The sequence below is a fragment of the Allomuricauda sp. F6463D genome, from assembly GCF_023015965.1.
Classification (GTDB): Bacteria; Bacteroidota; Bacteroidia; order Flavobacteriales; family Flavobacteriaceae; genus Flagellimonas.
Genome location: NZ_JALKAN010000002.1, coordinates 764,195 through 776,648 on the forward strand (window position 1 = coordinate 764,195; position 12,454 = coordinate 776,648).

The 12,454-nt window shown below is 38.7% G+C and carries 13 protein-coding genes; 5 read left to right on the forward strand and 8 right to left on the reverse strand.

The genetic code is table 11. The annotated features are described in order from the left end of the window. Window positions 1-76 precede the first annotated feature (76 nt). The 3 genes from MWU56_RS11885 to MWU56_RS11895 are packed head-to-tail and all read left to right on the forward strand — an operon-like array spanning window position 77 to window position 2,849. On the forward strand, window positions 77-949 hold the full coding sequence (locus MWU56_RS11885; RefSeq protein WP_247044711.1) for an aldo/keto reductase family oxidoreductase: 873 nt from the start codon (window positions 77-79) through the stop codon (window positions 947-949). 11 nt (window positions 950-960) lie between these two features. Beyond that, complete coding sequence (locus tag MWU56_RS11890) at window positions 961-1,716, forward strand: SDR family NAD(P)-dependent oxidoreductase (RefSeq protein WP_247044712.1); 756 nt, start codon at window positions 961-963, stop codon at window positions 1,714-1,716. Continuing rightward, window positions 1,713-2,849: an ATP-binding protein gene (locus MWU56_RS11895; protein ID WP_247044713.1), complete on the forward strand. Its 1,137-nt coding sequence runs from the start codon at window positions 1,713-1,715 to the stop codon at window positions 2,847-2,849. The genes MWU56_RS11890 and MWU56_RS11895 overlap by 4 nt, the downstream gene beginning before the upstream one ends. Here the strand turns inward: MWU56_RS11895 and MWU56_RS11900 are convergent. Continuing rightward, the gene (locus MWU56_RS11900; RefSeq protein WP_247044714.1) at window positions 2,846-4,768 is read right to left on the reverse strand and encodes an amylosucrase; all 1,923 of its coding nucleotides are present in this window, start codon (window positions 4,766-4,768) and stop codon (window positions 2,846-2,848) included. The two genes, MWU56_RS11895 and MWU56_RS11900, sit on opposite strands and share 4 nt — an antisense overlap. 5 nt (window positions 4,769-4,773) lie before the next feature. Continuing rightward, window positions 4,774-5,712 (reverse strand): carbohydrate kinase family protein, encoded by a 939-nt coding sequence (locus MWU56_RS11905; protein WP_247044715.1) that lies wholly within the window; start codon window positions 5,710-5,712, stop codon window positions 4,774-4,776. Window positions 5,713-5,857: 145 nt separating this feature from the next. Between MWU56_RS11905 and MWU56_RS11910 the strand changes: the two genes are divergently transcribed. Then, complete coding sequence (locus MWU56_RS11910) at window positions 5,858-6,583, forward strand: metallophosphoesterase (RefSeq protein ID WP_247044717.1); 726 nt, start codon at window positions 5,858-5,860, stop codon at window positions 6,581-6,583. Between the two features lie 46 nt (window positions 6,584-6,629). Continuing rightward, the gene (locus MWU56_RS11915; protein WP_247044719.1) at window positions 6,630-7,625 is read left to right on the forward strand and encodes an acyl-ACP desaturase; all 996 of its coding nucleotides are present in this window, start codon (window positions 6,630-6,632) and stop codon (window positions 7,623-7,625) included. Window positions 7,626-7,650: 25 nt separating this feature from the next. Here the strand turns inward: MWU56_RS11915 and MWU56_RS11920 are convergent, their stop codons facing one another. The 6 genes from MWU56_RS11920 to MWU56_RS11945 all read right to left on the reverse strand — a co-directional run bounded on the left by MWU56_RS11920 (window position 7,651) and on the right by MWU56_RS11945 (window position 12,439). After that, on the reverse strand, window positions 7,651-8,208 hold the full coding sequence (locus MWU56_RS11920) for a hypothetical protein (protein ID WP_247044721.1): 558 nt from the start codon (window positions 8,206-8,208) through the stop codon (window positions 7,651-7,653). A gap of 358 nt (window positions 8,209-8,566) precedes the next feature. Then, window positions 8,567-10,120 carry an aldehyde dehydrogenase family protein gene (locus MWU56_RS11925; protein ID WP_247044722.1) on the reverse strand — a complete coding sequence of 518 codons (1,554 nt, stop codon included), beginning with the start codon at window positions 10,118-10,120 and terminating at the stop codon, window positions 8,567-8,569. A 69-nt stretch (window positions 10,121-10,189) separates the two neighbouring features. Continuing rightward, a complete protein-coding gene (locus MWU56_RS11930; protein ID WP_247045242.1) occupies window positions 10,190-10,561 on the reverse strand; it encodes a DUF1304 domain-containing protein in 372 nt (123 codons plus the stop codon). Then, entirely contained in the window at window positions 10,561-11,103 is a 543-nt protein-coding gene (locus MWU56_RS11935) for a 3-hydroxyanthranilate 3,4-dioxygenase (protein WP_247044724.1), read from the reverse strand. Before MWU56_RS11935 ends, MWU56_RS11930 begins: the two co-directional genes overlap by 1 nt. A 107-nt stretch (window positions 11,104-11,210) precedes the next feature. After that, window positions 11,211-11,726 carry a CAP domain-containing protein gene (locus MWU56_RS11940; RefSeq protein WP_247044725.1) on the reverse strand — a complete coding sequence of 172 codons (516 nt, stop codon included), beginning with the start codon at window positions 11,724-11,726 and terminating at the stop codon, window positions 11,211-11,213. Between the two features lie 185 nt (window positions 11,727-11,911). Next, on the reverse strand, window positions 11,912-12,439 hold the full coding sequence (locus MWU56_RS11945) for a CvpA family protein (protein ID WP_247044727.1): 528 nt from the start codon (window positions 12,437-12,439) through the stop codon (window positions 11,912-11,914). Window positions 12,440-12,454: the final 15 nt, after the last annotated feature.

Genomic DNA, 12,454 nt, shown 5'->3' on the forward strand with positions numbered 1-12,454 from the left:
ATTAATGGTTAAAAAAAACGCTAAACCCCTAGTTTTATGAAGGATTTAAGGGTTTAATTTTATACTTTCAGCACTTATGGAACGGACAACGAATTTTTCCCGCATTATATCCGGGGCGATGACATGGGGGAGTTGGGGTAAAAAACTTTCTAAAAATGAAATGATCGACCTGATGAACCATAGCCTTACCTGTGGTCTTACCACGTTTGATCACGCCGATATTTATGGTAGTTATTCCACTGAAAGTGATTTTGGAAAAGCTTTTGTAGATAGCGGAATAAAAAGGGAAGATATCCAGCTTCTTACCAAATGTGGAATTCAAATGACTCGTGGAAGAGATAATCGAATCAATCATTACCAATATGATAGTGATTATATTATATGGTCTGCGGAAGAATCTTTAAAGAAGCTGAAAGCGGACTATTTAGATTTTTTTCTTATTCACAGGCCAAGTCCTTTGATGCAACCGGAAGAAGTGGCCGAAGCAATACAACAGTTGTTGCATAGTGGAAAGATAAAACAGTTCGGAGTGTCCAATTTTACACCTTCCCAAATGACTATGTTAGAAAAATCCATACCTATTTTGGGAAATCAGGTAGAATTTTCCTTAACGCACCACGACCCCATGTACGATGGCACCTTTGATGATTGTATTGCCAATAATAGAACAGCCATGGCATGGAGCCCGCTAGGTTTATATTTTAAGGAAAAGAACGAGCAGGTTAACCGGATAAAAGAGGTTATGGAACCATTAATGGAGAAATATGATGCAGACGAGAGCCAGTTACTTTTGGCTTGGATTCTTAAACATCCAGCAAAAGTGCACCCTGTTATTGGAACAACAAACAAACAACGAATGCAGTTGGCAGCAATGGCCAGCACAATAGAAATGGAACCTCAAGATTGGTTCGCCCTTTTGGTGGCAAGCCAAGGACATGATGTACCTTAATTAAAAATTATATGGGAAAAACAGCATTGATAACTGGTGCAACCAGTGGTATTGGAAGAGCAACGGCCGAACTTTTTGCAAAACAAGGATTCAATTTAATCCTTTGTGGGCGCAGAAAAGAACGATTGGAAAATCTTAAAAACGAATTGGGAAGGGACACGGCAATTTTCACCCTAAATTTTGATGTGCGAAATAGAGAAGACGTTTTTGAGGCAATTGAAAGTTTGCCCAAAGATTTTTCAGACATAGATATTTTAATCAATAATGCAGGAAATGCACATGGATTGGAACCTATAGATAAGGGTAATCCGGATGATTGGGATGCTATGCTGGACATCAATGTAAAAGGGTTGTTGTATATGTCCAAAGCGATTATCCCTAAAATGGTGGGGCGGAAAAGCGGTCATATAATTAATATAGGTTCTATAGCAGGCAAGGAGGTTTACCCCAACGGAAATGTTTATTGCGCAAGTAAACATGCTGTGGATGCCATCAATCAAGGCATGAGGATAGATCTAAATGCCTATGGTATCCGTGTAGGAGCTGTAAACCCAGGCATGGTGGAAACCGAATTTAGCGATGTGCGGTTTAAGGGAGATACAGATAAGGCATCAAATGTGTATAAAGGCTTTCAACCGTTAAAATCAGAGGATATTGCCGATATTATTCTATTCGTAGTCACTAGACCATACCACGTTAACATAGCCGACCTTGTAGTAATGCCCACTGCACAGGCCAGCAGCACAATAGTGAAGAAGGAATTATGATCAATAAACGCCTACTCGTAAAAAACCTACTTGCCCACAACGACGAGAATAGTTTTTACGACAAAAAGCGTTTTATATCCATTGGTGAAAAAGAAGGAAAAGCCAAGTTTTTAAAGCATGTATGTGCTTTGGCCAATAGTAACCCGAAGAACAACTCTTTTATAGTTATAGGGGTAGAGGACGAGGACAATACTATAGTTGGTGTCGATTTTTTTGATGACAGCAAGATTCAGAACCTCGTCAATGCTTATTTGGACAATCCACCTTTGATTTCGTATGAGAATATCCCATTTCCCCATTTGCACGAAGGGAAAGTTGTAGGATTGGTGACGATTAGGTCCAATGGAAAGGTATGTGCACTTAGAAAAAATATTTGGAAATACTATGGTGGTGCTGTTTTTTTTAGAGAAGGAAGTATAAGCCTGCCCAAAGCTTTTGATATTGATCTGAAGGACATCAACTCCGAAAAAGTGGCCACAATAGAGCAGCATGCAAGAAACAACATTGAATTAACATTGGATGCGGTAATTAACTTCTTTAACACAAGACACCCAGACCTTACAAGTGATTATAAAGTTTTTAAAGAACAATTTGTGGTCTGTTGGGCCGGTCACAAGAAGAGGATAAAGGGCAAAACATACTATTCAAGAGTGGATATTGAACTCATAAACGAACAGGTAAAACTTTTCTATTCCGCTTTGGATGAAATTACTATTGATCATGATAACGATTCCTTCAAAACCTTGGAATATGTGCAACTGGGATTAGGTTCTCAACAAAAATATTATCCGTTGGAAGAAATGATGATTACCTTTTCGGATAATGGCAATTATACCATAAACAGTAAGTTGATATTTGAACCGCCACAATTTGATAAAAAAACACTTTTCCATGTTTACAATGCCAATAATGCATTGCTTCAAAAGCTTGAAAAGAAGATTCCATTGACCGAATCGGAATATACCGATATGACCCATTTACCAGCGACGTATCTAATCTGTTATTTAAATGGTTTTGAGGAGGCTAAAGATAAAATGGACGGCTCCAGACAACTTTTAAAAGCTTACGATACCCATGTGTATCAATCCTTAAAAGAGTCGCTTCGAATACTCAGAAAGGTAAGGTATGCTTAGGCCTTCTTTAGCCAGATTATCTGATAAGGAATCAACTCCAAAAGACCACTGCTTAATCCAATTTTTTCACCAGACACCAAATCTAATGGTTCCCCTTTGCTGAAATACCCAAGTTTTTTAATCCAACTACTATCGATGACCTGAGGGTTTTCATCAAAATTACAAATAACAAGTAATCCTTTATTTTCTTGGGTCCTTTCAAATGATAAAATATGATTGTTCCCTGTGTGGTAAAGTTCAAGATTGTTCGTGTCAGCAAAAACAGGTTGTTCCTTTCTGGTTTTGATTAGTTTCTGCAAAGTTTGGAATATTTTGGACTCGGGAGAAATTTCGTTATTCAATTTGGAAATGACGTCCCAGTTTTGCATAGGGCGGTTTACCCAACGGTTATCTTCTTTTTTACTTACATCTTTTTTAAAGGAATAATCATTTAAGGTGCCTATTTCATCCCCTGCATAAATCATGGGAATTCCACCAAATGCAAGGATGATCCCATGCATCATAATTATTTTTGCCACTGCTTGCTCCATCAGTCCTTCATTTTTAGTGGCAATTGCCTTTTCGAGCCCCAATAACGATGCGGCACTACCTGTAATGCGACCGTCCCCTGTTTTTGGATTGTACATAAATAGCATACCTGTTGCCGGTGACCAATCCAATCGTTGGCAATAATAATCCAATAAAAACTTTCGGTGCATTTCGGGGTTCCATCCCATTTCCTCAATCAGATGGTTTTCGTACCCCAATCCAATATCGTCATGGCAGCGGATGTAATTGGTCCACGTACAATCTTTTGGTTTTGCAGGAACGTGCATCAAACTTTTATAGAACAGTTCGGTTTTTTTGGTGGCTATGGAGTTCCATAAAAGCGCCATTAATGAAGCGTTATAGGCGACCTCGCATTCGTTGCCTCGTTTTTCTTCTTCCCCAAAATATTTTATAATGTCCGTAGGTGCCACAATGGCCTCTGCCAATAATATGGTGCCAGGGGCAACAACTTGTAGGCACATTCGGAACAAGGAGATTAGGTTGTGAGCCTCTGGTAGATTTTGTGATGCGGTCCCTATTTTTTTCCAAAGAAATGCCAACGCGTCAAAGCGTACGACATCTACTCCCATATCTGTGAGTTTTACCAAATTGGTAAGCATCTCCAAAAATACTTCGGGATTGGAATAGTTAAGATCCCACTGGTAGTTGTTGAAAACTGTCATCACCCACCTTTTCATTTCGGGGACATAGGTGAAGTTTCCAGGAGAAGTTTCGGGAAACACCTCGGGCAGCGTTTTTTCAAACTCCGCTGGGATGGTGGAATCTTCGAATGTGTAATAATAGTTCTGGTATTTTTTATCACCTTTCATGGCTTTTTTAGCCCAGGAAAATTCGTTGGACGTATGGTTTACCACAAAATCCAACATTAAATAGATACCGTTTTTTCTAAAAGCTGAGGTCAGGGACAATAAATCTTCCTTGGAACCATATTTTTTATCCACTTGGAGGTAATTGTTCACCGCATAACCGCCATCACTCTCTCCCTTTGGCCTGGTGGTTATGGGCATAAGGTGTAAAAAGTTAACTCCCAATTTTTTAAAGTAAGGTATTCTTTTATGCAGCCCTTTAAGGTCTTTATTGAAATGCTCCACATACAATTGCATGCCAACGATCTTCTCCGACTGGTACCAATTGCCGGATTTTAAACGATCAAAATCTTGTTGTTTTAATTCTTCCGGTCTAAGCGTAAATAATTTGGGCAGCAGGTCCAACAATTTTTGAAAGTGCTTTTGATGCTGTTGTTCTGGATACAAGGAGAAAAACTGTTTTTGTATCAAGGTTATGTTTGTGGCCAACCTTAGATCAAAGAGTTCTTTATTGTTTTTGCTCTTTTTTTGGGAGAACAGTTTATGTAAGCTGGTTTGGTTCATTTACTTTAAAGCTGTTCTTTTGATGGCAAGGCCACAATGGCTCCATAGTTTGTGGTTGTAATTGCCCCCGCTTTGTTTGCGGTGACGACCATTTTTTCCACTAAATCAAAATTATCCACAACAGAATCAAAATTACCAAGATCTGAAATCTGATACAACAAACATCCTACAAAGGCATCTCCAGCACCTGTGGTGTCAACGGGGTTAACTTGTATACTGGGAATTACCTTTTTTAAACCGTTCATACTTAAAAGGGTACCATCTTTTCCCAGGGTAATGGCAATAATTTTTGTACCGGCCTTATGTAGTTCCTCACACGCTTCCTCTATGTTTTCCTTGCCCGATAATAATTGAGCCTCTTCTAGGCTAAATTTGCACAAATGTGATTTTTCGACAAAGGGCATGCACTTTTTTATGAAAGTTTCCTCATCATCCTTCCAAAGGTCGCTTCTAAAATTGGGGTCAAAACTGATGAACATTTCTTTGGTAAGACCATCAAAAAGATATTTGGTATATGTTTTTTCCAAGGAACCTCCCAAAAGAGCGGTTGCAGCGCCTAAATGAAGAATGTTTCCAGAAATATTTTTTCTAAGGGCAGGATTGTACTTTAACTCTTTATCCGCACCTCTACTAAATACAAAATCGCGTTCTCCCTCCTTGGATAAAGAAACAAAGGCAAGTGTGGTAAAAGTCTCCGATAATTGGGTCAAAGAGATATCTACTCCTTCTTTTTTTAATGTTTCCAGCAGAAATTTTCCAAAGGGGTCATCTCCTACACAACCGATAAAAACGGCATTACCTCCTAATTTGGATATAGCACAGGCCACGTTGGCAGGTGCCCCACCTGCTTTTTTGGTAAAATCGTTTGCTTTAGAAAGATCACTTCCTTGCCGTTCAGCAACAAAATCAATCAATACCTCGCCAATGCAATAAACTTTTTTCATAGAATTTCGAATTATTCTAAGGTACATAGAAAATTATACCATGTCCAAATAACGGTAATTTAAATTGTAGGTTAAATGATAGATAAAGACGCAGGGATTTTTCATCAGATAGCCATTTGTATGTAATTTTGTAAAAAACTTTTCTATGCGTACACTGGTGGTGGGCGATATCCATTCGGGAGTAAAGGCTTTGGATCAATTAATGGAAAGAGCCAAAGTTACCGCGAAAGATCATATTATATTTTTGGGAGATTATGTAGATGGTTGGAGCACTGCGGTTGAAACTGTGGATTTTTTAATTCATTTAGAAAGCAAATACCGCTGTACATTTATTCGAGGTAACCACGACGAGCTTTGTAGGGAATGGTTGATACAACAAAAAGACAATCCACAATGGTTGGCTCATGGAGGAACCGCTACTAAAAATTCTTATTTGAACGCGGATAGAAGTAAATGGAAATTGCATCTTAGGTTTTATGAAAAATTAAAGAACTATTATCTGGCACAGGATAACCGATTGTACCTGCACGCAGGATACACCAATCTTAAAGGTATAGAATATGAGTATTTTGAGCAATCTTTCTATTGGGACAGGACATTGTGGGAACTCGCTACTGCAATCAACCCTAACCTTAAGCCTTCCGATTCAAAATTTCCAAAAAGGTTGACCCATTACAATGAAGTATTTATAGGTCACACACCAATTTCCAAAAAAGAGTTTGTAGAACCTGAGAAAAGGGCCAATGTTTGGAATGTGGATACCGGTGCCGCATTTATGGGAGGATTGACCATGATGGATGTAGAAACCAAAGAATATTGGCAAAGTGACCCAGTACATACTTTTTATCCCGGAGAAATAGGAAGAAATTAGCGTTTTTTTCATTAAATTATAATGATCTTTGTAAAAAACCCCATGTATGTCGATTAAGAATGTAAGATTAGAAGTAATGCAGGCTATTGAGCCAAAAGTTGAAGGCTACATAAATGAATTTTTGATACCAGCGGAAAAAATATGGCAACCCACTGATTTTTTGCCAGATTCCCAAAGCGATAAATTTTTTGATGAAGTAGAGCAAATACGAGGTGAGGCAAAGGAATTGGGATATGATTTCTGGGTTACTCTTGTTGCGGACACCATCACCGAAGAAGCACTTCCCACATACGAGTCTTGGTTAATGGATGTTGAAGGTATTGATCAGCATAATGGCAAGGACAATGGATGGAGCAAGTGGGTCCGTGCGTGGACAGCCGAGGAAAATAGACATGGAGATGTTTTGAATAAATACCTTTATTTATCAGGCCGTGTAAATATGCGGGAGATTGAAATTACCACGCAACATTTAATCTCTGATGGATTTGATATAGGAACAGATAGGGATCCCTACAAAAACTTTGTGTACACCACTTTTCAAGAACTAGCCACCAATATCTCACATAAACGGGTGGGGAAAATGGCAAGAAAAAAAGGTAACACGTTGCTTGCAAAAATGTGTACTATAATTGCAGGTGATGAAATGAGACACCATTTGGCCTATCGAGAATTTGTTAAAACGATAATGGCACAAGATCCAAACGGCATGGTATTGGCCTTTGCGGATATGATGAAAAAGAAAATTGTGATGCCCGCTCATTTTTTAAGAGAATCAGGTGGTAGTATTGGTGAAGCGTTTGAACAGTTTTCGAATTGCGCTCAACGTTTGGGAGTATATACCGCACAGGATTATATTGACATTTTGAAAAAACTTAATGATTACTGGGATATAGGCAATCTAAGGGGGCTTTCCGAACAAGGAGAAAAAGCAAGGGTATATTTAATGAAATTGCCCGAACGGTTGCAGCGTATCTCTGAACGGATGCAGTTCTCTCAGGACCAGTATACATTTAAGTGGGTAGAGGCTAACGGGAAGCTGTAGAAAGACAAGTCAGTCTGACATATTTTTAATATTTACCGGCACGATGTTTTTCCTGCCATTCGAACAACTGTTGCCAATGTCCTTCATAGGCCATTTTCGCCTGCATGGGCCATGAAGCGGGGTCATGGATACGATACCGTTTACCACCAGAATCGAGAACTTCTTGGCATTTGTCAACAGAAGTTTCGGCCAATTCTTTCCATGTTTTAATGCCAAAATTGTAAAAAAGACCTTCAATTTTTGGGCCAATGCCCTCAACAAGTTTTAAATCATTTTCCTTTACGGTTTTTCCCAGCATAGCTTTAGCTTCTTGTGCATTAAAATGGAAAGGTTCACTTTTAATAGGGGCTATATTTTTTTCAAAATTGAGTTGTTTGGTTATAGAAGTGTCTACGCTTTTTCTACAAGTTTCAAGATCAGATTTTAATTTGGCGTTCTCTATTTCTAAAATACTAAGCTGCGCCGAATTGTCTGGTGATTCTGGAGAATTGGATTTGCCAAAGAAGTAGCCAAGAATAGCAGAAATAAATCCTACACCAACCAGAATAACCCAATACCAAGGCGTTATATTTTCCCAATCCATTTTTTAAAATTTTAGTCCATAAAAAATGTATGTTTAAAATATTAAAAAAATCTTAAAATTTCACATCAAAGTGACAGAAATTGAGGTGTTTATAAAAAGAACGGGTTTAAGGGGAAAATAAAAAACAGAAAATAGGGTAAATACAACCAATCATACAATTTTTATGTCCACTTGTAAGATACCTCCTAGATTCTAGAATAAAAATGATGAAATTTAGGCCAAATATTAGGTAAAGAACCCTATTTCTCCCGACAAAGTTCCGGCATTGGAATAGGGTTTTAAAGTTAAGTTTGAGTTAGTTAAGTTGGTTTTAAAGACCGCCCTGTTCAGTTTTATACCGAAAGGGCGGCTTTTCGTTTTATAAATCAAACTTAATTCCTTGTGCCAATGGTAACTCGGTTGTGTAATTAATGGTGTTGGTTTGTCTTCTCATGTAAATCTTCCAAGCATCAGAACCACTTTCTCTACCACCACCCGTATCTTTTTCACCACCAAAAGCGCCACCGATTTCGGCGCCGGATGTGCCAATATTTACGTTGGCAATACCACAATCCGACCCTTGAACGGAAAGGAAACGTTCTGCCTCGCGTAGATTGTTGGTCATAATTGCAGAAGATAGACCTTGTCTGACCCCGTTTTGAATTTCCAGAGCATTTTCTAAATCTCCACTATACTTTAGAATATAAAGGACGGGACCAAAGGTTTCGTGTTGAACGATTTCAAAATGATTTTCAGCTTCTGCAATGGCAGGTTTTACATAGCAACCACTCTCATAACCTTTACCTTCAAGAACTCCACCTTCCACCAAAATGTTTCCGCCTTCTTCTTCAACTTTTTTCAGAGCTTTTAAATAATTCTTTACAGCATCTTTGTCGATTAATGGACCTACATGGTTGTTTTCATCCAATGGGTTGCCGATTCGTATTTGTTTGTAAGCATCTACAATGGCGTTTTTTACTTTATCATACACATCTTCATGTATAATCAATCTGCGTGTTGATGTACAACGTTGTCCACAAGTGCCCACTGCTCCAAATACAGCACCTATAACCGTGTTTTTAATGTTGGCATCTGGGGTAACTATAATGGCATTGTTGCCTCCTAGTTCCAATAACGTTTTTCCAAGGCGCTCAGCTACGGTTTTAGCCACTATTTTTCCCATTCGGGTAGAGCCAGTGGCCGAAATCAATGGAACGCGTTCGTCTTTGGTCATGAACTCACCTACGGTATAGTCACCCGTAATCAAACAAGAAATACCTTCGGGGACACCATTTTCGGTAAATACGCGAGCTGCGATATTTTGGCAGGCGACAGAGGTCATGGGAGTTTTTTCAGAGCCTTTCCAAATACAAGCATCGCCACAAACCCATGCGAGTGCAGTGTTCCAGGACCAAACTGCCACAGGAAAATTGAAGGCAGATATAACGCCTACAACACCTAGCGGATGGTATTGTTCGTACATGCGATGGCCTGGTCGTTCGCTATGCATCGTTAGCCCGTGCAATTGACGGGACAGGCCTACGGCAAAATCACAGATGTCAATCATTTCTTGTACTTCTCCCAAACCCTCTTGATAGCTCTTTCCCATTTCATAAGACACCAATTTACCTAACGGTTTTTTTAATCGTCTAAGCTCATCGTTGAACTGGCGAACTACTTCACCACGTTGAGGTGCAGGCATGGTCCTCCATGTTTTAAAACCTTTTTGTGCCGCAAGAATTACTTTTTCATAATCTTCTTGGGTGGTAGCTTTCACTTTTCCAATAAGGGCACCGTCTACGGGCGAATAGGACTCAATGATATTCCCATTGGAAAACCAATCTTTACCTGTGGAAGTACCATTGTTTATTTCGTTTAAGCCAAGTTCTTTTAGGGCTTCTTTTATTCCAAAAGCAGTTGCAATATTTGACATTTATAACTTTTTAGTGATGTATTGTTATATTTTTACAATATTACGAATATTATACCAGAGGGTAAGGGTTTAAAGGAATTGATGAATTAAGAGAATGATTATTCCCAACATAGCAGGAAGACCTTGTACCATAAAAATTTTTTTCGAGACAGTAAAGGCTCCATAGCTACCGGCAATCACAACACAGCTCAAAAAGAACAATGCCACATAAACTTGCCATATGGAATCTTGGATTAAAAGTGACCAAATAAGTCCTGCAGCTAAAAAACCGTTGTATAGGCCCTGGTTCGCTGCCATTGTTTTTGTGGGTTCGAATAAATCTTCGTGAAAATTTCGGAACACCTTTTTTGCTTTGGTCGTCCAAGCGAACATTTCCAACCACAAAAAATAAAGATGTAGCAATGCTACAATCCCGATTAAGATTTTTGATAAAAGGAGAATCATTCTTCAATGGATATAAAACGTTCATCAACTGGCATAACGGTTCCACAATTGTCACAAGTACGTAGTGCTTCAGAGCCGTAAAAATGTTTAAAATGACCTAGAAAATCTTTCTCAATATCATTCAATTTAAAATAAACCTCGTATAACTTGTTATTGCAGTTGTCACAAAACCAGAGCAAACCATCCTCAGCATTGAGATCCACACGTTTTCGTTCCACCACCAAACCAATCGAACCTTCTTGGCGAGCGGGAGAGTGAGGTACTTTGGCAGGGTGAAGGTACATGTCGCCAGGTCCTAATTTCATGGTCTTTTTTAGGCCATTTTCTTGTATGTGTACTTCTATGTTCCCTTCTAATTGATAAAAGAGTTCCTCTGTTTCGTTGTAATGGTAATCCTTTCTTGCATTTGGGCCGGCCACGATCATAACAATATAATCACCAGACTCTTTGTAAAGGTTTCTGTTGCCTACCGGAGGTTTTAGTGTATCCCGGTTTTCCTCAATCCATTTATTAAGGTTGAAAGGTTCTTGTATGGCCATGTTCAAAGATTTTAGGAAAGGTAAAAAAAAGCTTGCTTTGAACATAGCAATTAATAAAAAAGACCTGCTAATTAGCAGGTCTTTTTAAGCTTTGTATAAAAAAATGATCAATTCACTTTTAAAAAAATCTGCGTATAGTATGGTCTCCCCTCCTTGTCCAACTGAACGCTCAATGTTGTATGCGTAAAATCTCCCTCCATAGCCGCTTTGTGCGACGTGCTTTCTGTCCAACCTTCCAATGTTTTTGCTGCTGAGGTATAGTATCTGGCGACGTTTTCCGACACACTTAAAGCATCTGTTTCTTCTGCAATTTTAGATGCTCGAGAATCAAAATTGTCGTGGCTCAATGTATTTTGGGAAATCATATAATTGTTATGCTCCTCAGCATATTTATACACTGGTGTACTTTTTGTGAGTGGGTTTAATCCAATGGAATTCCTATGCCCGTTTACCAAATCCAACAGATCTTCTTCCATTTTTTTTGGGTCAATGGATATTTTTTCATTTCCAAGGGTTGCTTCGGTGTACCCTTGTTCTTGTTCTTCTTGCAGAGTTGTTGTACTACAATCACTTAAGGCAACAGCAATCACCATGACCAACAAAGTGCCATATAATCTTTTCATTTTCGGGGTGTTTTCGGGAGTGTTCTAAGTTCCCTTATGTTCTCGTGGCTAAAATAGTGGAGTCTCCTTATTTTTCCATGAAATTTCCATGTCTAGATGCATTATCACGTTGAAATACAGGAAATAATGGGCAACCGGATTTGAAAGTAAGGGTATAGGTTCTTTTGTCGAGAAAAGTATACTGTTTAAATAACTTCTTCGTTCACTTCGATTTGGTTGGATGGACTTTTTTCATCATCGAAAACATAAGAAAAAACCAATGAACCTATTTCTTTTATGGGTTCATATAAAACAGATTCTTCTTTGGTTTCGTCGTTGATAAGCCCAAGGGGGGAGGTTAGCTTTTCGAAGAAAATAAGAAATGCACCTAAAATTAGGGCAACTTTTAGGGCTCCGAAGACACCTCCGGCAATTTTGTTCAATAGCCCGAGCATAGCAAAATCAGCAATTTTTGTCAAAAATTTACCAGCTAGGTTTACAACAATGATAATAGCAAAAAATGTAATCAAAAATGCTGCTATTTTTAAATACTGCTCGCTCCAATCAAATCGTTCTGCAAGGTAGTTGCCCGCGACATATGAAAAATGGATGGCACCATAAATACCGGCAATAAGTGCTATCAAAGAGGCCAATTCTACAAAAAGACCATTTTTAAGACCTTTATAAAGGCCCCAGACCAAAAGAATCCCGATAATAATATCCAAAAAGCTCATGTAAGGGTTTTAACA